Source organism: Methyloceanibacter caenitepidi, assembly GCF_000828475.1.
GTDB lineage: Bacteria > Pseudomonadota > Alphaproteobacteria > Rhizobiales > Methyloligellaceae > Methyloceanibacter > Methyloceanibacter caenitepidi.
The window spans coordinates 425,567-446,975 of the sequence record NZ_AP014648.1 but is presented as its reverse complement, the minus strand read 5'-3'; the positions used below and the strand labels follow the sequence as shown (position 1 = coordinate 446,975).

Annotated in this window: 19 protein-coding genes and 2 riboswitches; of the genes, 12 read left to right on the top strand and 7 right to left on the bottom strand. The window is 65.0% G+C overall.

The window, feature by feature from the left end; translation table 11 throughout:
• Positions 1 to 121: 121 nt before the first annotated feature.
• Positions 122 to 2,029: a methanol/ethanol family PQQ-dependent dehydrogenase gene (locus GL4_RS02060; protein WP_045364008.1), complete on the bottom strand. Its 1,908-nt coding sequence runs from the start codon at positions 2,027 to 2,029 to the stop codon at positions 122 to 124.
• Positions 2,030 to 2,596: 567 nt separating this feature from the next.
• Here GL4_RS02060 and GL4_RS02055 point away from each other — a divergent pair.
• From GL4_RS02055 to GL4_RS02045, 3 genes are read left to right on the top strand one after another with little or no spacing between them, the layout of a single operon-like run.
• Positions 2,597 to 3,148, top strand: a complete 552-nt coding sequence (locus GL4_RS02055; protein ID WP_045364005.1) for a hypothetical protein — start codon at positions 2,597 to 2,599, stop codon at positions 3,146 to 3,148.
• A complete protein-coding gene (locus GL4_RS16495; RefSeq protein ID WP_156137348.1) occupies positions 3,141 to 4,661 on the top strand; it encodes a HAMP domain-containing protein in 1,521 nt (506 codons plus the stop codon). The genes GL4_RS02055 and GL4_RS16495 overlap by 8 nt, the downstream gene beginning before the upstream one ends.
• Positions 4,662 to 5,315, top strand: coding sequence for a response regulator transcription factor (locus GL4_RS02045; protein WP_045364002.1), 654 nt, complete (start codon positions 4,662 to 4,664; stop codon positions 5,313 to 5,315).
• A gap of 48 nt (positions 5,316 to 5,363) precedes the next feature.
• Here GL4_RS02045 and GL4_RS02040 read toward each other — a convergent pair whose 3' ends face one another.
• Positions 5,364 to 6,257 carry an SDR family NAD(P)-dependent oxidoreductase gene (locus GL4_RS02040; RefSeq protein WP_082025411.1) on the bottom strand — a complete coding sequence of 298 codons (894 nt, stop codon included), beginning with the start codon at positions 6,255 to 6,257 and terminating at the stop codon, positions 5,364 to 5,366.
• 217 nt (positions 6,258 to 6,474) lie between these two features.
• Between GL4_RS02040 and ligD the strand changes: the two genes are divergently transcribed.
• The 3 genes from ligD (at position 6,475) to GL4_RS02025 (ending at position 8,685) form a co-directional block, all read left to right on the top strand.
• Entirely contained in the window at positions 6,475 to 7,401 is a 927-nt protein-coding gene (ligD, locus tag GL4_RS02035; RefSeq protein WP_045363999.1) for a non-homologous end-joining DNA ligase, read from the top strand.
• 97 nt (positions 7,402 to 7,498) lie between these two features.
• Positions 7,499 to 8,314 carry an extensin-like domain-containing protein gene (locus GL4_RS02030; protein ID WP_156137347.1) on the top strand — a complete coding sequence of 272 codons (816 nt, stop codon included), beginning with the start codon at positions 7,499 to 7,501 and terminating at the stop codon, positions 8,312 to 8,314.
• A gap of 149 nt (positions 8,315 to 8,463) precedes the next feature.
• The gene (locus tag GL4_RS02025; RefSeq protein WP_069443941.1) at positions 8,464 to 8,685 is read left to right on the top strand and encodes a hypothetical protein; all 222 of its coding nucleotides are present in this window, start codon (positions 8,464 to 8,466) and stop codon (positions 8,683 to 8,685) included.
• Between the two features lie 21 nt (positions 8,686 to 8,706).
• Here the strand turns inward: GL4_RS02025 and cobD are convergent, their stop codons facing one another.
• Complete coding sequence (gene cobD / locus GL4_RS02020) at positions 8,707 to 9,768, bottom strand: threonine-phosphate decarboxylase CobD (protein WP_082025410.1); 1,062 nt, start codon at positions 9,766 to 9,768, stop codon at positions 8,707 to 8,709.
• Between cobD and cbiB the strand changes: the two genes are divergently transcribed.
• Positions 9,767 to 10,744, top strand: a complete 978-nt coding sequence (cbiB, locus tag GL4_RS02015; protein WP_045363994.1) for an adenosylcobinamide-phosphate synthase CbiB — start codon at positions 9,767 to 9,769, stop codon at positions 10,742 to 10,744. The genes cobD and cbiB overlap by 2 nt on opposite strands.
• On the opposite strand, the gene GL4_RS02010 is transcribed toward cbiB, so the two are convergent.
• From GL4_RS02010 to GL4_RS01995, 4 genes are read right to left on the bottom strand one after another with little or no spacing between them, the layout of a single operon-like run.
• Complete coding sequence (locus GL4_RS02010) at positions 10,728 to 12,188, bottom strand: cobyric acid synthase (RefSeq protein ID WP_045363991.1); 1,461 nt, start codon at positions 12,186 to 12,188, stop codon at positions 10,728 to 10,730. The genes cbiB and GL4_RS02010 overlap by 17 nt on opposite strands.
• A gap of 2 nt (positions 12,189 to 12,190) precedes the next feature.
• Positions 12,191 to 12,808 carry a cob(I)yrinic acid a,c-diamide adenosyltransferase gene (cobO, locus tag GL4_RS02005; RefSeq protein ID WP_045363988.1) on the bottom strand — a complete coding sequence of 206 codons (618 nt, stop codon included), beginning with the start codon at positions 12,806 to 12,808 and terminating at the stop codon, positions 12,191 to 12,193.
• Positions 12,805 to 13,341 carry a bifunctional adenosylcobinamide kinase/adenosylcobinamide-phosphate guanylyltransferase gene (gene cobU / locus GL4_RS02000; RefSeq protein ID WP_045363985.1) on the bottom strand — a complete coding sequence of 179 codons (537 nt, stop codon included), beginning with the start codon at positions 13,339 to 13,341 and terminating at the stop codon, positions 12,805 to 12,807. Before cobU ends, cobO begins: the two co-directional genes overlap by 4 nt.
• A 7-nt stretch (positions 13,342 to 13,348) precedes the next feature.
• Positions 13,349 to 13,978: a HupE/UreJ family protein gene (locus tag GL4_RS01995; protein ID WP_045363982.1), complete on the bottom strand. Its 630-nt coding sequence runs from the start codon at positions 13,976 to 13,978 to the stop codon at positions 13,349 to 13,351.
• A 36-nt stretch (positions 13,979 to 14,014) separates the two neighbouring features.
• A riboswitch (cobalamin riboswitch) is annotated at positions 14,015 to 14,218 on the bottom strand.
• A gap of 113 nt (positions 14,219 to 14,331) precedes the next feature.
• A riboswitch (cobalamin riboswitch) is annotated at positions 14,332 to 14,554 on the top strand.
• Between the two features lie 109 nt (positions 14,555 to 14,663).
• Between GL4_RS01995 and GL4_RS01990 the strand changes: the two genes are divergently transcribed.
• Genes GL4_RS01990 through GL4_RS01970 form a run of 5 tightly spaced genes read left to right on the top strand, consistent with a single transcriptional unit; the run spans position 14,664 to position 21,409 of the window.
• A complete protein-coding gene (locus GL4_RS01990; RefSeq protein WP_172653273.1) occupies positions 14,664 to 15,089 on the top strand; it encodes a DUF1636 family protein in 426 nt (141 codons plus the stop codon).
• Positions 15,086 to 16,156 (top strand): cobalamin biosynthesis protein CobW, encoded by a 1,071-nt coding sequence (cobW, locus tag GL4_RS01985; protein ID WP_045363979.1) that lies wholly within the window; start codon positions 15,086 to 15,088, stop codon positions 16,154 to 16,156. The genes GL4_RS01990 and cobW overlap by 4 nt, the downstream gene beginning before the upstream one ends.
• 15 nt (positions 16,157 to 16,171) lie before the next feature.
• The gene (cobN, locus tag GL4_RS01980; protein WP_045363976.1) at positions 16,172 to 19,510 is read left to right on the top strand and encodes a cobaltochelatase subunit CobN; all 3,339 of its coding nucleotides are present in this window, start codon (positions 16,172 to 16,174) and stop codon (positions 19,508 to 19,510) included.
• Positions 19,507 to 20,784 (top strand): precorrin-3B synthase, encoded by a 1,278-nt coding sequence (cobG, locus tag GL4_RS01975; RefSeq protein ID WP_082025409.1) that lies wholly within the window; start codon positions 19,507 to 19,509, stop codon positions 20,782 to 20,784. Before cobN ends, cobG begins: the two co-directional genes overlap by 4 nt.
• Positions 20,777 to 21,409 carry a precorrin-8X methylmutase gene (locus tag GL4_RS01970; protein WP_045363973.1) on the top strand — a complete coding sequence of 211 codons (633 nt, stop codon included), beginning with the start codon at positions 20,777 to 20,779 and terminating at the stop codon, positions 21,407 to 21,409. The genes cobG and GL4_RS01970 overlap by 8 nt, the downstream gene beginning before the upstream one ends.

Below are 21,409 nucleotides of genomic sequence, written 5' to 3'. Positions count from 1 at the left end.
GGGTCGGCGAATGCCGATCGCGCTCTCGTCCATCAGGCGGCCTGGTCGACCCTCGCAATGTCGTGGGGGAAGCGGGTTTCGCCAGGACGCACCGAGGCGCCCTGGCGAACCCTTCGTCTGACTAGGTTCCGTCCGTGATGATCTCGGTCGAGTACTCGTCGAGATTCACGTCCTCGCTATACGGACCTTTGCCGTCCAGCGAGAAGACCAGGAGGCCACCGCCTTGCTGGGTCCAGTTCTGCAGGTTGCGGAACGCACCCACGGCACCGAGACCGGCAGTCGGATCCTGGAGGTCGAACACCAGGCCAACGCCCGGCCAGCCGCCGACGCCGTAGTACACTGCGACATACTGCGTGCCGTCGTGCTCATAGGTCATCGGGTAGCCGATACCGCCAGATGGCATCTTGAACTTCCACAGAAGCTCGCCGGTGTCGGAGTTGCGGGCTTTGAAGTAGCCGTCCAGGGTCGGGTAGAACATCACACCGCCCTTGGTCGCGAGCGTACCGCCCCAAGCGGCGAAGCGCTCCATGACCGACCACTTGTACTTGCCTTCAGGCGCGCTGTAGGCCTTGACCTGACCGAGACCAAGATAGTTGGCGCGGTCGCCCTTCGGACCCGGGTACATCGACAGGGTGGCACCGACAAAGAACTGGCCGGCGCGGTAGGGAAGCATGAAGGGCTCCCAATCCATGCAGATGTGGTTGATGGCGAGGTAGAAGAGACCCCGCTCCGGATCGTACGAGTCGTGGGCTTGGTCGTGGTAGCCCATGGCCGACGGGCAGATGTCCTTGCCTTTGTGGTCCATGCGCGTGCCGTATTCCGGATTACGAACCGGAATACCCGTCTTCATGTCGACATGCGTCCAAACGTTGACGGTGTCATCCAGGAAGTCGGCACGGACAAGGTCGCCGTTCACGCGGTTCAGCGTGTAGATGATGCCGTTCCGATCCGGATGGGTGACCAGCTTGAGGTCTTTGCCATCGATCTTCTGATCGGAAAGCATCATCACGTTGACGCCGGCGTAGTCCCACTCGTCATGCGGGGTCTTCTGATAACCCCACTTGAGCATGCCGTCGTCGGCGTTGCGGGCCATGATGGTCATGGTCCACTTGTTGTCGCCCGGACGCATCGTCTCGTTCCACGGCGAGGGGTTGCCAGAGCCGTAGTAGATCAGGTCCAAGGACGGATCGTAGGCATACCAACCCCAGTTGGTGCCGCCGCCGATCTTCCAGGCATCGCCTTCCCAAGTCGCAAGGCCGAGGCCCTTCTGACCGTATTGGGGGTTATCCTTGTTGAAGTCGTCGCCGATGCCGATTTCGGCGTCGGGACCCGTGGCATAACGGCGCCAGACCTGCTCGCCGGTCTTGACGTTGTAGGCGGTGGCATAGCCGCGAACGCCGAGCTCGGCGCCCGACGACCCGACGATGACCATGTCCTTGACGACATAAGGCGCGACAGTCAGCGTCGAGCCGACCTTGATGTCGGAGTTCTCGACCTTCCAGTACATCTCACCCGTATCAGCATTCAGCGCGACGACATGTCCGTCGAGCTGGTTCGAGAGGATGAGGTTGGGCGTCTTGCTCGCATCGTCGGTCGGCCAGTAGGCGAGACCGCGATTGACCAAGTCGCAGCACGCCACGGCACGGGCCGCGGGATCCTGCTTGGGCTTGTACTGCCATTTGATCTTGCCCGGATTCTTGAGGTCCAGGGCATAGACGTTGTTCGGGAAAGAGCTGTTGACGTACATCACGCCATCGACCACGAGCGGCGTGCCTTCGTGACCATTCAGCAAACCCGTCGAGAAAGTCCAAGCCACACGGAGGTCCTTAACGTTCCCCGTGTTGATCTGATCCATCTCACTGTAGTTGTCCGCCGTGTAGTCGAGACCCGGCATGACGTAGTTTTCTGGATTCTTCGCCATCTCGATCAGACGATCGTTGGCGTTGGCGGCCCCTGCTAGAAAGCCACCGAGGGCTAGCGCGACGCATGACGCCGACACATACCCACCGATACTGTGAAATCTCCTCATATGCGAACCCTCGCGTTTTCGCTCCCATTATGACGAAGACGTCCAAGAGCCCTCATGATCGAGGGACCTCGTCCTCTCCGCTCGGTTTCTGCGCGACAACACCTCGGGCGAACGATGCCGTCGGCGCTTCACGCAGCCGCCAAGCCAAATGTTCAAACCACGTGTTGAAGTCTGGCCATGTCAGGAGACGTGAGCGGCTTGCTTCCACAGGGCGCCCACATCCCTAGCGGTGGACGAAGTCTAGGGCCGCGCCCGCTGAAACGTCTTTGGGCCTATTCCCAGAAACGCCTCTGGAGCATTGCTCGAAACCGAAGGGCGCAACTTCATCTCAGACGTTTGGATTAGTGGTGGGACAGCCGTGCGTTTCCTCCCGGCAGCGATTGACGAATTCGCTTCGGGCAGCGGCAGGAGGAAGCAAATTTTCGGGAAAAGCGAGCAGACCGATTGGTCAACGGTGGCAAGAAACTCGGTGACATTATTGCTGCCGAGTAGATGCCGCCGAGAGAGCGCGCGCGGAGCGCGTGCGGCCCAGGCATCTTGCCGAATAATTCGAGAGCCGACACCCACATGTCCCCTTTGCTCCCCGCTGTCGCCGCGCGCCGTTCGCGCCTTTTGCTCGTTGCGCTGACGGCACTTTGCCTGGCTGGCTGCGACGACAAGTCCGCGACGGCCACGCGGACGCCCGTTCCGCAAGAGGACGAACGCTCCGTCTATTCACAGATCACTTGGCTGGACGCCGGATCGCCCATCACGCCGGCACAGTGGCTGGCGAGCCGTACCGCGAAGACAGAGCTGCCGCAGAACGATCCACGAGTCGAAGCGGCGCGAACGGAACTCGGGCTTGCCGCGCACCGATTTGGCGACGAACCGCGCATGATCGCCAACCGCGCGGTTCAGCTCGAGGGCATGCTCGCGAAACGCGGCATCCACGAGACAGCCCCGGAGATCATCGAGGCGCTGCTGCCCGTCGCGGAAACGTCCGGCGCTCTCCAGGGCTTCGGCGCGCTGTGCCAGCAATACTTCAATCTTCGCCAGCAGGGCATCGGCCGCAAGGCCGCCGTCGAACGCTTGCAAGACCTTAGTTTGCGGGAACCCGGGAGTGACCGAAGCCATGGCTAAGCTACTGAATGCGATCTGGTACGACCGGACCATCCGCGTCCAGCTCATGATCGCCATCGGCATCATCAATGTCATCGCGCTCGTGATCGTGGGCGTGATCTTCGTCGCGAATGCGCACAAGGCGACGCGCGTCGAAATGGACGCCTCGGTCGATCTGGCCAAGAATTTCGTGCGGGTCGCCATCCAGTCGCTGTCGCCGAATACGCGCCCTGAGGATATCTCCAAGAACGTGGACCAGCTGTCGAGCCGGCTTCGCATCGGCAAGCTTCGTCACGTACGCATCTATATGGCCGATGCGACCGGCGCCCTGGTGCAGCTATCGCCTGCGCCGAGCGCAAGGCGCGATCCCGCACTGCCGCCGCCCGCGCCGCGCTGGTTCGAAGCCCTCGTTGCGCCCGACGTCGCGCCGAGTACCGTCAGTGTAATCCACTCGGCCAAGACGGCCGGCTCCATCGTCATGGTCGAGATGCCGGTTCTCGACGGCCCACGCACCTGGGATCTCGGCACTGTTGTGATCGCCGGCGAACCCTCCGACGAAGTCGCGGAGGTTTGGGCGGACTTGACCGCCCTCGGCCCCGTCGTCGGCCTGATCAACATCCTTGTGCTGGCCACGCTCTATGTCGTTTTGGGACGCCTGCTCGATCCGATGGCGCACGTCGCGAAGGGCTTGTCACGGCTCGAAGACGGCGATTACGGCACACGCCTTACCCCGCCGCGTGTCACGGAGCTCGGCGCGATCGCATCGAGCTTCAACCGTCTCGCGGCAACGCTGGGGCGCACGCGCTCGGAGAATGGGCGGCTGTACGGCCAGCTCGTCACCGTTCAGGAAGAGGAGCGGCGCGAGATCGCCAACGAGCTGCATGACGAGGCGAGCCCGTGTCTGTTCGGAATCATGGCGAACACCATGTCGGCGCAACGGCTGCTCGAACAGCCGACGGAACGGTCTTCCGTCGAGCTCGGCGAGCATCTGACCGAGATCCTGAATATCACCGACCGGCTCAAGCACATGAACCGAGTCATGCTGAAGAAGTTGCGCCCGGTCGCGGTCGATCACGTGGCTCTGTCGGAATTGGCACGCGATCTTATCGGGGAACTCCAGAACCGGTATCCGCACGTGGACATCACCCCCTCCTTGCGGACGCGGGGCGAGCGCTACGGTGAGTTGGTCGACCTGACCGTGTACCGCTGTATTCAGGAAGGCGTGACCAACGCGATCCGGCATGGCAACGCGCGGGCCATTCGTGTCGACCTGTTCGACAAGCGTCCCAAGCGCGGCGCCAGGCTCTTGCACCTTCTTATTCAAGACGACGGCAAAGGCGTTCCGCCCGGCACCTCTCTCGGCTTCGGACTGACGGCTATGCGCGAACGCGTGCATGCCCTGTCCGGCACCTGGCAGATCGAGAACGTGTCGTCGAAAGGTACGCTGCTGAAGATCGTCATTCCCGTCACCGCCGCACTGGCGAAGACCAAAGCCGCCGCACCCGGAATACTCGACCACACCGAGGTTACATAAATGCAGGTTCTCGTAATCGACGACCATCCCATCGTGCTGGAGGGCTGCAAGCAGCTCCTCAAGTTCGCGGGCGCGAAAAAGATCGTGCAGACGGAAAGTCTCGCGGAAGGGTTCCAGCTCTACCGCAGCAAGAAACCGGACGTGATCATCGTGGACTTAGCGATGCGCACGGGCGCGCTTGGCGGGCTGTCCTTCATCCGTCGCCTGCGGCTGCACGACAGCCGCACGCCTGTCCTTGTCTTCAGCATGCATAGCGATCCGTTCATCGTGTCCCAGGCGCTGAAGCTCGGCGCCAACGGCTACATCCTGAAGGACACGTCCGGTGACGAGATCGTCAAAGCCTTCGACGCGATCCGCAACGGCGTGCCGTATTTGAGCCACGAGCTCGCGTCCAACATCGCGTTCATGGAAGCTCGCGGGCACACCAAGAACCCCTTGCACGCTATCACCGAGCGGGAACTGCAAATCCTGTCGCTTCTGGCGGAAGGCAAGTCCTACGCTCAAATCGCCTCGGACCTGCATGTGAGCTACAAGACGATCGCCAATACCTGCAGTCAGCTGAAATCCAAACTGCGGGTGCAATCACTGCCCGAGCTTATGCGGCTCGCGATCGAGAATCTGCCGTCCGTCCCCGGGCGAAGCTTGAAGCAGTAGCGGGATCCAGAAGACACCGTCGCCCCGGTTGCGCGAACACGGCTTGCGTCAGGTTTTATCGTGCTTCGGCGTGTCGTCGTCCGGATGCGGCAGCGGCTTGGCTTCCGCCGCGGTGCCGTTCTCGTCACGGACGCGGAAGAACCACCCGGACGTGGGGATGAGGAAGTAGCCCGGCACAAAGCGGGCGAGCGTGACGAAGGCGCGGTTCAACCAGCCTTCGATGATGATCCAATTGCCGTGCTTGAAGCGCCGGTAGGCCGCTTCGGACAAGCGTTCCGGCGTCATCTTCGGCAGGTAGAGGGCGTAGTAGGAGTTCTCCGCGCCGCCGGTTGCGTGAATGTCTGTTTCGATCACGCCCGGCGCGACCATGCAAACCCGCACACCCGTTCCCATAACTTCGTAGGCAAGCGCCCGGCTCCAAGAGATCATGGCCGCTTTCGTGGCCGCGTAGGTTGCTTGATACGGCACCGGCATGAACCCTTCGACCGAGGAGACGTTCAGCACGCCGCCGGCGCCGCGCGCGATCATGTCGGGCAGGAACCGACGCGTGAGGTCCAATACCGAACGCAGATTGAGATCGATCGTCTTGAGCAGCGTATCCCGGTCCTGATCTTGGAAGTGGCCCGCAGTCATCATGGCTGCGTTGTTCACAAGCGACTCGCAATAGAGGCCATTCGCTTGAAGGGCGTCTTCGACCTTGTCGCACCCTTCCGGCGTCGCGAGGTCGCACGCAACGGAATAGGCCCCGACATTGTAGGTGGCAGCGATCTGCTGGGCGAGCTCGGCGAGGGCCGTTTCGTTGCGCCCGACAAGAAGGACTGCATGGCTGTTCTTCGCGAACTCCTCGGCCAGAGCGCGGCCGATCCCCCGCGTCGCCCCGGTGATCACGGCGACCGGCTTCAATGGCGCCCGTGTTCCCTTAGCCGAGTCCATCTCTGCCATTTATTGTTGCCCGCTCACTGCGTCGTTCCCCGCTCGTCCGTAAGTCCGCCAATCGGGCGGCAAGCAACCACCGAATGCGCCCTGGCGCAAGCCAAGGCTGCTGGCAATCGGTACAACTTCGCTTCGGAACCGGCCGGATACATGGCATTGTCGGCATCGAACTGGCGCGGACGCCAAGATCCGAAACGGCGAGACCGGTAGGAGGCGAGGGCCCGATATGTCAGCCGACAGCGCGGCACAGAAGTCCGACCGAGACACATTCGGCGCCATCACGCTCACCAGTCCAGACAAGGTCCTTTATCCTTCCGTTCCGCTGACCAAGCGCGATCTCGCCGAATACGATGCCCGGATCGCACAGGCCATGCTCCCTTACGCCGCCAATCGGCCCATCAGCCTCGTGCGCTGTCCTGCGGGCCTCGGCGGCCCTCGCTTCTTTCAGCGGCACGCAACGAAGGGCATGTCCGATGCGATCAAGCAGGTGGACGTTCCGGGCGGCGAGTCCGACCAACCGTATCTCTATATCGCCGACGAGAATGGACTGTTTGCGCTGACGCAAATCGGAACGCTGGAGATTCACGATTGGGGTGTCACCGTCGACAAGCTCGAAATGCCGGACCGGCTCGTCTTCGATCTCGACCCGGACGAGGACCTGGGATTTGAGGTGCTGAGGGACGCTGCCAGGCACGTCCGCGATTATCTCGCCGAGCTCGGCCTGACGAGCTTCCTCAAGGCCACGGGCGGCAAAGGCGTGCATGTCGTCGCGCCGCTGACCCCCAAGGCCGATTGGCCGGCGGTGAAGGCATTTGCGCGCGCGGTCGCCGACGCCCTCGTGGCCGAGGTGCCGGATCGCTATACGGCCAATCCGCTCAAGCGGACCCGCACCGGCAAGATCTTCATCGACTATTTGCGCAACGGCAGGGGCAGTTCGGCGATCTGCAACTATTCTCCGCGCGCCAAGTCCGGTGCGCCAGTTGCCACGCCCTTGCGCTGGGACGAGTTGGCGGGCCTCAAGAGCGGGGCGCCGTATTCGGTCAAGTCGCTGCCTCGCCGCCTGTCCCAGCTGAAGACGGATCCTTGGGAGGGCTATTTCACCACGAGACAGTCCATAACGGCCCGCGCCCGCAAGGCGCTCGGCCTCGATTAACGGCTGAATTCCGCCGGTTCTGAAGACCGGCCCCCCGGGTCAGTCGGGACCACCGCATTGAAGAATTCTTCACGACCTTGGCCCCAAAGTCGTGGCCATGTTGGGGGCTCGTATTGCGTATCCGGCCGCCGCACTGGCAGCGGCTGTCTTTCTCAGTTCATGCGGTGGCGGCGGTATTCCGAACGACACGCGCGCGGAATGGCGCGACCGTGCCGAGGCACAGTGCATGGCCTCGGGCCAAGTGCGTGCGTCTTCCTATGTGACGCAGGTCTCTTCGATCCGTGGCCGCAGCGCATGCGGCATTTTGGCGCCGCTGCGGGTCTCGGCGGCGCTCGGCGGCCGAGTCCGCGTCGCGCCGACTGCGACCATGGGCTGCCCCATGACGGCGGCGCTCGACCGCTGGCTCAACAATTCGGTGCAGCGGGCGGCCATGCGCCAGTTCCGGCAACCGGTCGTCGAAATCAAGCAGATCTCCGCCTATAGCTGCCGCGGCCGCAACAGCAAATCGACCGGCAAACTGTCCGAGCACGCCTTCGGAAACGCCTTGGATATCGCCGGATTCACGCTCGCGGACGGCCGCACCATCACGGTCGTCAAAGGCTGGTGGCGCGGCACGGCCGCCGAGAAAGCGTTCCTGCGCGAAGCTTTCGCGGGCGCTTGCCGAGAGTTCTTCACGGTTCTAGGTCCCGGCAGCGACCGGGCCCACTACAACCATTTCCACGTGGACCTGCTCATCACCAACGTATCGAAGGGTGGCGGCCACTACTGCCGGCCGCAGCCCAAGCAAGGCCTGTTCGCAGCTGCCGACGACACGGCCCCGGTTTCGACGGCATCGGTCAAGCCGATCCCGTTCACCGGAACGACCGAAGCGGACCAGCAGATGCCGGCCTACACGCTGGGGCCCGCCCACTAGGGGGGAGAAAACAGCCGACTGTGGCCCATCCGCAACTTCGCAGACGCACCATTGGGGTATGATCAGTTCGGGGAAGAATCGCACCAGGAACGCTTTAACCAAGCCGTAAGCCCATGGTTTCCTTGGGCTTCGTTCGATCGGAGGACGCGATGGCAGCCGAATCGTTGGTGCAAATGCTCGAGGAAATCGCCGTAGGGCTGAAATCGGGCGACGAGGAAGTCTATGGCTGGCTTCGGGATCAACTCAAAGAGTGCGGCGGCAGCGAAGTGTCCGTCGAACTCGCCATGGGTGTGATCGCAAGGCTCCTGCCGGAAGAAGCGCAGGGCAGCATAGAACTCGCCGAGCACTATAACCGCCGCTGGGCCCACTAGGGCGCACTCGCGGAAGACGTCTTAGGACGGGGATTTGAGCGCGCCGCTCAGGCGCTGCCACTCTACTTCGTTTCCCGGAAGACCGAATCGCAAAGCTTGCGGGTTCTCATCGAACCGTCGCACGAAGATGCCTGCCTCGCCCAGCGCCGTGAAAATCGCCTGCGCACGCGGACTGCTCACGAGGCAGAAGAGATCCGTGCGCCCCAGCGGCGTCAGACCGGCCGAGCGAAGCAACATCTCCAGCCGCTCCGACGCGGCTCTCAGCGTCGTTCGTGTGCTGTCGATCCAAGCCTTGTCGGCGAACGCGGCGGCGCCGATGGAAAGCGCCGGCCCGGAAACCGGCCACGGGCCGAGCCGCGCGCGAAGCTGTCTCGCAAGCGCTCGGTTCGTCAGCGCAAAACTGAGACGCAAACCCGCAAGGCCGAAGAACTTGCCGAACGAGCGCAAGACGGCAATGGGGGCTTGCTCCACCTGATCCGCAACACTGGCGCCATTGGGACCGACATCCATGAAGGCCTCGTCCACGACGAGAATGCCGCCGTTGACGCTCTGCCTGTCGGCCAGTCTCAAGAGATCATCCCGCGACGTCACGCGTCCGTCCGGATTGTTGGGATTGACCACGACAGCCAAAGTCGACTCTTCGAGTTCGGCCAGAGTCTGGACCGTTACCACCGTGTGCCCGGCCAGCGCCGCAATGCGCGCATGTTCCGCATAGGTTGGCCCCAAAATCGCGGCCGGCCCTTGCGGCAAGAGATCGGCAATCAGCGCCATCAAGATCTGGCTTCCCGGCGCGGCCACCACGTTTTGTGTCGACGGTGCGCCGTAGACGGCCGCGGCCGGATCCAAGAGACGTGCGAGCGCGCCCGGATCTGGAAGATGGGCAAAATCGTCGGCGGTACAATCGGCGATAGGATAGGGATGAGGGTTGACGCCGGTCGACAGGTCGACGATTGGCTGGGGCGCGTTGGGAAATTGCGCGCGCGCCGCGCCGCGGTCGCCGCCGTGCACAAATGGGGCGTGCGTTTCGTCCGCGGCGTATGCGGCCGCGAGGCTCTTGAGTGGGTATGGATCGGGTGACGTCATGGCAGCACCGCTAGCGCTTCTTGCGATGCTCGTCGAGCTTGCCGTCGGCTATCCGGCTTGGCTCACGGCACATATCGGTCATCCCGTGACCTGGATGGGCCGTTTGATCGGGTGGTTGGATAGGCGGCTCAACGACTCCGCGGCGGGTGGCGAGCGGCGGCGGCGTGCGGGCCTCATGGCACTCGTGCTCCTGCTGCTCATTGTCGGCGCCTGCGCGCTTCTTCTCGAGACCGCACTGCTCCTGTTGCCTTACGGACTGTTTTTCGCCGCCCTCGCCGCAAGCACTTTGATCGCGCAACGGAGCCTTTACAGCCACGTGGCAGCGGTTGCGGAGGCTCTGGAGAATGGCTCGTTGAGGGACGCGCGTGACGCCGTCGCGCAAATCGTCGGCCGCGATACAACTGAACTCGATGAAGCCGGCATCGCGCGCGCGGCCATCGAGAGTCTCGCCGAGAATTTCTCCGACGGCGTCGTGTCGCCCGTGATTTGGCTGGGGCTTACCGGGCTCACGGGCGGAGCGCTCTACAAAGCCATCAACACGGCCGACAGCATGATCGGTCATCGCTCCGAACGATACGAGGATTTCGGACGCGCATCCGCCAAGCTCGACGACGCCGTTAACCTGCCGGGCGCCCGCCTGTCCGGCCTGTTGCTCGTCGCCGCGGCGGCCCTCACGAAAGAGGCATCTCCCGGGCGCGCGTGGACGGCAATGCGGCGCGATGCGGCCAAGCACGCCTCCCCGAATGCCGGGTACCCGGAGGCGGCCATGGCAGGGGCCCTCGGCGTGGTGCTGGGTGGACCGCGCACTTACGCCGGATCGCATACGGACGGCCCTTGGCTCGGCGACGGCCGGCGCACCGCAACCGCCCAAGACATTCGCGCCGCGCTTCGCCTGTACGCGCGCGCCGACGCAGTCTTGATCGCGCTTGTGGCGATCGCGGCCGTGCTCGGCATGATCTTCAACGCGACAAGGTGAGTAGGCGGTCGATGTCGACATGGTCCTCCAAATGAGCGGCTAGATCGTCCAGCACGGCGTCGACTTGTTCCTCGTAGCGAATCTGCGACGGGCCAGCGGAGAACCGCGCTAGCCATGCGGCGCGCTGGCGGTCGTCCGCGAACAGCCCGTGCACGTAGGTGCCGTAAACCTGACGGTCCGCCGAGATCGCGCCGTCCTGGAAGCCCGTGTCGAGCCGTGCGAACGCCCGTGCGCAATCGGGCCCTTTCGTGCGTCCCATATGCATTTCGTAGCCCTCGAACGGGACACCGTCGAAGGTGTGGCCGGACGCCGGCTCGAGACGCTTCTCGTCCGACAACGTGGTCTCCACATCGAGTAGACCGAGACCCTCGGCCTCTCCGGGAGGCCCTTCGATGCCGTCCGGGTCGCGCAACACACGCCCAAGCATCTGATAGCCGCCGCACAGGCCGAGCACCGATCCGCCCCGGCGCAAATGCGCCTCGATATCGATGTCGAAACCGGCGTCACGCAGTACGCGCAAGTCGGACAGCGTCGCTTTCGAGCCCGGCAGGATGACGAGTTGCGCGTCCCCCGGCAGCGCCTCACCAGGACGTATACGGACGACTTCGACGGCCGGCTCGGCGGCGAACGGATCGAGGTCGTCGAAATTCGAGATATGAGGCAACAGCGGCACGGCGACCTTCAGCAACGCGTCGGTCTTTGCGGCCTGCTGCTGCTCGAGGGCCAGCGCGTCCTCGGCAGGCAGGGCTCTTGCGTCCGCGAAGAACGGGATCAGGCCGAGCGGTTCCCAGCCCGTCTCTCTCGCGATGCGCACCATGCCGTCCGCGAACAACGACGGATCGCCCCTGAATTTGTTGACGAGGAATCCGCGGATCATCGCGGCATCGTCGGGGTCGAGCACCGCCTTTGTGCCCACGAGGCTGGCGATGACACCTCCGCGGTCGATATCGCCGATGAGCACGACGGGCACGTCGGCTTCGCGTGCAAAGCCCATATTGGCGATGTCATTCGCGCGAAGATTGACTTCAGAGGCGCTGCCTGCCCCTTCGACTAGAACGATGTCCGCCTCGTCCTTGAGAAGGGCGAAGCTATCCTGCACCGCGTCCATCAGCTCGGGCTTCAGCGCCTGGTAGTCCGCGGCCTTGGCCTTTCCGTAAACCTGGCCGCGCACGATGATCTGCGCCCCGACTTCGCTCTGCGGCTTGAGCAAAACCGGATTCATGTGAACGCTTGGCGTTTCGCGCGCCGCCCGCGCCTGCAGAGCCTGTGCGCGCCCGATCTCACCTCCATCGATGGTGACCGCCGCATTGTTCGACATGTTTTGCGGCTTGAAGGGCAAGACCTTCAGTCCACGGGACACGAGCGCGCGCGCCAGCCCGGCCACGATCAGGGACTTACCCACATCGGAGCCCGTGCCCTGAAACATGAGCGCGCGGGCGGTCATCGCTAGAATTCGATGCCGGCTTGCGCCTTCACCCCGGCGGCGAAATGGTGCTTCACGAGCGTCATGTCGGTGACGAGATCCGCCGCGTCGATCAGCGCCGGCTTGGCGTTGCGTCCGGTCACGATCACATGGAGGTCCGGGCGCCGCGCCTTCAGCGTGGCCACGACCTCTTCGAAAGGCAGATAGTCGTAGCGCAGCGCGATGTTCAGTTCGTCGAGAATGACAAGGCTGAAGCTGGGATCGTCCATCAACTCGACCGCCTTGGCCCAGGCACGCTCCGCCGCGGCGATGTCGCGTTCCAGATCCTGGGTCTCCCAGGTGAAGCCTTCGCCCATGGAATACCAAGCAACCTGATCGCCGAATCGCTCCAAGGCGTCACGCTCCGCCGTATGCCACGCGCCCTTGACGAACTGCACGATCCCCACGCGCTTGCCGCGGCCGATCATGCGCAAGGCAAGACCGAAAGCCGCCGTCGACTTGCCCTTGCCCGTTCCCGTGTGGACGATCAGGAGCCCCTTCTCGACGGTCTTCTCGGCGACCTCGGCATCTTGCAGCTCTTTGCGTTTCGCCATCTTGGCGCGATGGCGCTCGAGGTCTTTCTCTTCGACCGATTTGGTCATGTGCTTCCTTTCACGATGAGAGGCTGCCCCGCGACCACGAAAATCACCCGGCTGGCGATGGCGGCGATACGCTGATTGAGCCGCCCTTGCGCATCGCGGAACGCGCGCCCGAGCGGTGTTTCGGGCACCAGCCCCATTCCGACTTCGTTGGAGACCAGTACGGTGGCGCTCTCACGGGTGTGCAACGCGTCCTCCAGCTGGTCCATCGCGCGGCCGACGTCGAAAGGGCCGTGCATGATATTTGAGAGCCACAAGGTCAAACAGTCCACGAGGACGATGGCCCCTTTCGGCGCCGCGCGTATGGCGTCATGCAGATCGTGGGGCGCCTCCAAGGTCTGCCAGCCGGCCTCGCGCCGGGCCTGGTGCTCGGCGATCCGCGCCTTCATCTCGTCGTCATGGGCCTCGGCCGTGGCAATATAGACCCAGGGCCTAGGAAGACTGGCGACAAAGCTTTCGGCGAAACGGCTTTTTCCCGAGCGGGCACCCCCAAGGACGAAGGTAATCCCCTCGTCCTCGAGGCTGTTGTCTGCCATCAGATCGCTATGCGTCCGGGATGATCTGGCCGAGCAGCGCGGCGATGCCGATGCCGACGACAACCGCACCGGCCAGACGCGGCGCCACGGCCGAGACGGACAGATTGCGGATGCGGAACAATAAGGCCACGCCCACGCTGAGCGCGCTTTGAATGACCACAAGGCCGAGCAGATAGGCCAAGAGCGGGGTTGGCTCTGCGCCGAAGATCGACTCGCCGTAGGCATAGCCGTGCGCCAGGCCGGCGGCGCCGAACAAGGCGCCCCAGGCGGCGAGGGGCAACGCGCGGCCGGCGGCGATGAGAGCGCCGACGATCACTACCGAGGACGCGACGATAAGCTCGGCCCCAGGCAGCTGGAACCCGACGACATGGATGCCGACGCCGACGGCCGAAGCCGCGACGAACAGGACCGGCAGGCCGAGATTGAGACCGCCGACGCCGACCGCGACGCCAACGGCAATGAGAAACGCCAGATGGTCGAGCCCGATCACCGGGTGGCCGAGACCGGAAAGAAAGCCCTGGACGAACGTGGACGGCATTTCGCCGCCCATGACGTGGTGCGCCGAGGCCGGCGCGGCGGTGAGCATAAGTGCGGCGAGCGCCAAAAGCGCGGTGCGATGGAGCGAAGAACGAGTCATGTGGTCCCCCCTTGCGCCCTCCACCCGAGGACGCCGTTCAAGGTTTGTGCCGTGGCAGGTTTCCTGGCTTCGCGGGTCTGCGCATCCCCTCAACCTTCCCGGAGCGACCGCTCCAGTGGCGTGACGAGGGGCGCTCTCCGCTTTCAGTTGCGGGGGCAGCCACGGAATCGGGAGACTCCCTCACCGTGTTCCCTTCTTGCGTCCCGCCTCATGCGGGAACCATCGGCGCAACGACTATAGAGCCTGAAGGGCCCGTCGCAAGAGGGAAACCTCGGTGGCGGGCCTGACGACCGAGAGTGGCGCCCGCAGATCACAAACCCATACAACGCATTGACAAACCCGCACCGGAAGCCCTTATGTGCCTGATCGACGGTTGCTCGTTTCGAGCGAACAGGGAACGCGGTATGGGGATATCCCAAACCCGCGGCTGCCCCCGCAACTGTAAGCGGTGAGCCCATCGAACGGTCTCGATACCGGTCTTGGGCGCCCGAGCCATTGCCACTGGGACTGACCCGGGAAGGCGGCGAAGGGAGAGACCCGCGAAGCCAGGAGACCTGTCGTCGATCTAGTCGTTCGCCGGGCGGGGTGCCTCTGCGACGGTTGGTCCTCGTTCCGGCCCGAATCTGGGCCGCATTGCACCCTGTCTGCTGTGGCTTTCGCTTGGGATCGCCGAGGGATCATCAGGGTGACATCTCCCCTAGACGCCAAGGACAGCGCCGCCCCCATCCCGGAGGGCCCCACGGTCTATGTCTGCGTAACCTGCCGCAAGCCGGACGACGCAGCCGATGCCCCCCGCGCGGGCCTGCTTCTCGCCGAGGCCACAGCGGAGGCCGCGCGCGGAACGCGCGTAACGGTCCGCCAAGTCGAATGCCTTGCCAATTGCCGGCGCTCGCTCAGCGCGGCAATGCGAAAGAAGGACAGCTGGACCTATGTCTTCGGCGATCTGAGCACCCCCGACGATGCGGCCGCTCTCATCGACGGCGCGATGCTGCTCGCAGAAGCAGAGGACGGTCTCCTGCCCTGGCGCGGCCGGCCCGACGCCCTCAAGGGCGGCCTCGTTGCGCGCGTTCCACCCCTCGTACTCGGCCCCATTCCGGAGGATTTTGAATGAATTCCGTCGCCCGCGTTCCCTGCACGATCGTGACCGGCTTTCTCGGCTCGGGAAAAACCACGCTCATCCGCCACGTGCTCGCCAACGCCAATGGGCGGCGTCTGGCCGTAATCGTGAACGAATTCGGCGATGTGGGTATCGATGGCGAGATCCTCAAAGGCTGCGGCGACGAGAACTGCAGCGAGGAAAATATCGTCGAGCTCGCCAATGGCTGCCTGTGCTGCACGGTCGCGGACGAGTTCGTGCCGGCCCTCGACGAGATCCTGGCGGCCGAGCCGCCGGTCGACCACATCGTGATCGAAACCTCGGGCCTCGCGCTGCCGAAGCCCCTGGTCCAAGCCTTCCACTGGCCGGCCATCAAGAACCGCGTCACCGTTGACGGTGTCGTGGCGGTCGTCGACGGCGCGGCTCTCGCCGAGGGTCAAGTCTCCGCCGACATCGAAGCGCTCTCCGCGCAGCGCGCTGCGGACGATGCGCTCGATCACGACGATCCCATCGAAGAGGTTTTCGAGGATCAAATTGCCTGCGCCGACCTGATCGTCCTTAACAAGCGCGATTTGCTCGATGCCGACGGGCTCCAGCGCGCCATGCAGTCGGTGACGGCTGCGCTTCCGCGCGGCATCGGCGTGGTGACCGTGTCGGAAGGGAAGGTCGATGCCACCGCACTCCTCGGTCTCGGTATCGGCGCGGAAGACGATATTGAAAACCGCAAGACCCATCACGACAGCGAGGAGGATCACGACCACGACGATTTCGACACGTTCGTCGTTCCGATCGCGGAGGTCGCCGATGCCGCGGACATCACGCAGCGCATCGCCGAGTTGGCCGAGGCGCACGATGTGCTGCGCGTGAAGGGCTTCGCCGCCGTGGCGGGCAAGCCGATGCGCCTGCTGATCCAGGCCGTGGGGCCGCGCGTGAACCACTATTTCGACCGTCCCTGGGAGCGGGCGGAGGACCGCCAAGGCAAGGTCGTCGTGATCGGCTTGAAGGGCCTCGACCGCGAGGCGGTCGCCAAGTTTCTGACCGGTGACACGTCACGGGCTGGCCAAGAAGCCCTGGCCGGATAACCGAAAGGCCCGCGGATGCACCTCCTGCAGACAAGCAGCGCGACGCTCGACGACATCGCCGAGCCGATCGACCTGGGCCAGACGCCCGGCGACATCGCGGTCTTGTCTTTCACGGATAGCGACCTCTCGGGTCTCGCGGCCGCGTACGCCGACGAGCGCGAACAGGTGCCGTCCGTGCGGCTCGCGCATTTGCGCGACCTTCGCCATCCCATGTCCACCGATCTTTGGATCGACACTGTCGCCCAGCACGCCAAGGTGATCGTGGTCCGGCTCTTGGGCGGCCTGGACTGGTGGCGCTATGGCGTCGAGAGGCTGTCCGCCGTCGCCCGTGAGCGCGGGATCGCGCTCGCTGTCCTGCCGGGTGAAGACCGGGACGACCCGCGCCTGTTCGAGCTATCGACGTTGGACGAAGCCGAACTGCAAACTCTCCTGGCCTATTTCCGCGAGGGCGGTGCTGCGAACCTGCGCGCACTGCTGCGGCGCCTGGCCCGTCTTGGCGGCGCGGCGATCGAGGCGCCGCCGCCGCATACGTTTCCGCGCATGGGCGCGTACCGGCCCGGCACAGGCGTGACCGACATCGATGCCCAGCTCGCTCCGGGTCCGGAGCAGGAAGCAACTGTTCCGATTCTTTTCTATCGCGCCTCGCTGCTTGCCGCGGACACGGGGCCCATCGATGCGCTGTGCGACGCGCTTGCAGCGCGCGGGCTCAATCCCGTCCCGCTTTTCGTTCCCAGCTTGAAGGCGCCGGATGCGATCGCTTTCGTGCGCGAGGCTTTCGGCCGGCTCGACCCGTCGGTGATCGTGACGACGACAGCCTTTGCCGCCGGCGACGGCGTTTTCGACGGCTGCGATGCGCCGGTTCTGCAGGCGATCGTCGCCAACACGCGGCGTGAGGCCTGGGCCTCCAACCCGCGCGGTCTCGGCCCGTCGGACCTGTCCATGCATGTGGTTCTGCCCGAGCTCGACGGGCGTGTGCTGGCCGGAACGCTCGGCTTCAAAGACAAGCGCGACAAAGACGACGCACTGGGTTTTGAAGGCTTCGTCAGCAAACCCGAACCCGATCGCATCGAGGCGGTCGGGGACAAGATCGCGAAGCTCGCCCGCCTCCGGCACATGCCGCGCGCGGATCGCAAGCTGGCCATCGTGCTGCCGGACTACCCCGGCGCGGGTGGCAGGGCGGCCTATGCCGTCGGACTCGACGTACCCGCGAGCGTGCTGGCTGTTTTGTCGGATCTCGAGGACGCCGGATACACGGTTGAGGGTGTTCCGGAAGATTCGCGCACGCTGCTGGCACGCCTGACCGACCCGGCAGGGGGCTTATGCCTGAGCCTCGAACGCTACGAGCGTCTCGTGTCAGCGCTTCCTGAATCCGTAGTCGCGACGGTGCGCGAGGCTTGGGGCCGTCCCGAGGAGGACCCGGATTTTCGCGACGGCGCCTTCCGATACAAGGCCGCGAGATTTGGCAAACTCGTCGCCGCGCTTCCGCCCGACCGGGGCAAGACGACCGACCGGCGCGCGGACTATCACGATCCGGTGCTGCCCCCCCGCCATGCACTGCTGGCCTTCGGCCTGTGGATGCAGCACGAGATCGGTGCGGATGCGGTTTTGCATCTCGGCGCCCACGGCACGCTGGAGTGGCTACCCGGTCATGCTGTCGCCCTCACGGCATCCTGCTCCCCCGAAGCCGTGCTGGGCACCCTGCCGGTGTTCTATCCCTTCATCGTGTCCAATCCCGGCGAAGCGGCGCAGGCCAAGCGGCGTGTCGCGGCGGTGACCATCGGCCACTTGCCGCCGCCGCTGACCGGTACGGAGATGTCCGGCGCGGCGCTCGAACTGGAGCAACTCGTGGACGAGTACGCGATTGCCGACGGTCTCGATACGCGGCGGCGCGACCGCCTCGCAGGGCTCATCGTGGACAAGGCAAAGGAGACGGGACTCGCCGCCGAGGCGGGTCTTGCTCAGGGTGAGTGCGAACAAGAGGCCTTGCGCAAGATCGACACCTGGCTGTGCGATCTCAAAGACCTCGCCGTCAAGGACGGGCTGCACGTTTTCGGACGTGATGCGTATACGGATGATGCCCACTGGCTGGCCTGCGCAGAAACAGAGCGCGCCGCGCTTCTCGATGCGCTCGACGGCAAGCGCGTGAAGCCGGGCCCCGCCGGTGCGCCGGCGCGCGGACGCCGCGACGTGCTGCCGACAGGACGCAATCTCTACACGGCCGATCCGCGCGTCTTGCCCACCCAAACTGCCATGGAGCTTGGAGCGCGAGCCGCCAGCGAAATCGTTCGCGGCTACATGCAGGAGCATGGGGAGATGCCCCGTTCGCTCGTAATCGACCTTTGGGGTAGTTCGACCTTGAGGACCGGCGGCGAGGAGATCGCACAAGGTCTGGCTCTCATGGGCTGCCGCCCAGTCTGGGATCCCGCCACGGGGCGCGTCACCGGCGTCGAGGTTCTGCCGCCCGCGTCGATGGGACGGCCGCGCGTTGACGTCACCTTCCGCATCTCGGGGCTGTTCCGCGATCTCTTTCCGGCACAGATCGCCCTGCTGGATGCCGCCGTCAAGCTCGTGGCCGCGCGGGACGAGGAAGCGGAAGAGAACCCGCTGGCAGCCGCAGTCAAAGAGGCCGGCGCCGAGGCTCCCGAACGCATCTTCGGCAGCGCACCAGGTGCCTACGGCGCGGGGATCGAAGACTTGCTGGGGTCGGAGAGCGCCGAACCCGTCTCGGACGAGGCTTTGAGCGCCGCCTATCTCGCAGCGACATCACATGTTTACGGCGGCGCCGAGGGAACCGGCACGGCCCGTCGCGGCGCCTTCGCCAACCGCGTGGCGTCGGCCGACCTCCTCGTGCACATCAGTGACGACCCGACCCGCGACATTCTCGAAGGCGCCGAGGACGTCGCCCACATGGGTGGCTTTGCGGCCGCCGCCCGCGCGCTCGGCGCCAGTCCCGATCTCGTCGTGCTCGACACGACCAACCCGGACGCTCCCAGAGCGCGGCCGCTGCCGCAGGCTCTCGCCCGGATCGTGCGCGCCCGCGCGATCAGCCCCGCCTTCATCGAAGGCATGATGCGCCACGGGGCGCGCGGCGCGGCCGAGTTGGCCGAGACCGTCGACCGGCTGGCGGACTTCGCCGAGATCACGGACGCGGTCTCCGACAGCCTGTTCGACGCAATCCACGACGCCTATCTTGCGGACACTGCGGTGCGAGACTTCCTGATCCGGGAAAACCTGCCAGCCGCCCGCGCCATCGCGACGCGCCTCGACGATGCACGCCGCAAGGGATTGTGGCACCCGAAGCGGAACGATCTTTATACGGACGCCCTCCTGGGTTTTGCGGAGGCAGCACAATGAGCGAGGGACAGCGTCAAAGCGACGGCCTCGCGGTGCGCCGCCCAAGAGGCGCGTGCCCCCGTCTTTCCGAGCCCATGGAGACGGGCGACGGGCTGCTTGCGCGGATTGTGCTGTCGGGGCCGGTTCCGATCGACAGCTTCGCCGCCCTTTGCGCCGCCGCGCGGACCCATGGCAACGGGCTCATGGAGATCACGGCACGGGGCAGCCTGCAGGTGCGCGGTCTGTCCGAGAGTTCCGCGCCACGCTTTGCGGCTGCGGTCGAGGCGCTCGACATTCCGTTCGACGATCATGTTCCCGTCGTCGTCTCGCCGTTGCCTGCACCTCGGGGCGGCGGCTTCAATCCGCAAGAGATCGCCTCTGAAATCCGCCGAGGGATCGCCAAGCGCGCGCTCAAGCTTGCACCGAAGGTGTCGGTCGTCGTCGATGACGGCGGGCCGATTTCGCTTGATGAATTGGGGGCGGATGTCCGCCTGACGCTGCGCGAGTCACCCTCCACTCCGAACGTTGTCGTCTGCCTTGGTGGCGATGGCGAGACTGCCGTGCCGCTTGGGGTCACGCGGCCGGAACATGCGGGCACGGTTGCCGTCGATGTGCTCGCGGCCTTGGCGGCAAGCGGCCCCGATGCACGGGCGCGCGATATCGTCGAGCGCGAAGGCGTTGAGCGGTTCCTGCGTGCCGGGGGGGATTCCCTCGACAGGACCGCCATTCGGTCGGCTCCCCGGCTCACCGAAAGCATCGGCCTGCACCGCCTCGCTACAGGAGCTTGCGCCATCGGCGTTGCGCTGCCTTTCGGTCAGGCTCAGTCGCTCGATCTCATCGCGCTCGCTCGCATTGCCGGTGCGAATGGCGCGGACTGGGTGGCGCTTGCGCCGCACCGGACACTCCTTCTCGGTCCCATCGGCGAGATGACGGCCTTTGCGCTCGGGACCGCCGCCGACACGCTCGGCTTCATCGTGGATGCCCGCGATGCGCGCCGGCGTATTGCCGCCTGCGCGGGTGCGCCGGCCTGCAGGTCCGGACATATTCCGTCACGTGAACTGGCGGCCCGTATCGCCGAGCGCCTCCCGCAAGGCAGTTTCGCGCTTCATATTTCCGGGTGCAGCAAGGGCTGCGCCTATCCGAGGCCCGCGCCGCTGACAATTGTGGGTACGGACGAGGGCGCGCGCATCATTGACGGCGGCTCCGTTCGAAATTTAACCGCTGATGATATGTATACGGATGATATGATCGGACAGATTGCGCGCCGGGTCGCCGCGGAGAACGAGAATGCTTGAGCACGACTATATTCGCGACGGCACGGCGATCTACGAGCGCTCGTTTGCGATCATCCGCGAAGAGTCCGACCTGTCGCGCTTCACGCCGGATCAGGCGGATATCGCGGTTCGCATGATCCATGCGTGCGGCCGTGTCGATGCGGCCGAGTTCATCGAGTTCTCGGAAGACTTCGTCCCTGCCGCGCGCGAGGCGCTGCAGAACGGCGCTCCGATCTTTTGCGATGCGCAGATGGTGGCCCATGGCGTGACACGGGCGCGGCTTCCGGCCGACAACGACGTTATCTGCACCTTGCGGGACGAACGCACGCCCGAGATCGCCGCAAAACTCGGTACGACGCGGTCGGCGGCGGCGCTCGAGCTGTGGCGCGACCGGCTCGAGGGCGCGGTCGTCGCCATCGGCAATGCACCGACGGCTCTGTTTCACCTGCTGGAGATGATTGAGGCGGGCGGACCCAAGCCAGCCGCCATACTCGGCGTCCCCGTCGGGTTTGTCGGCGCGGCGGAATCCAAGGAGGCGCTGGCCACTCGCTCCGGTGGCGTGCCCTGGCTTATCGTGCGCGGCCGTATGGGCGGCAGCGCCATGACGGCGGCGGCGCTGAACGCGCTTGCGCGCAAAGGCATATGA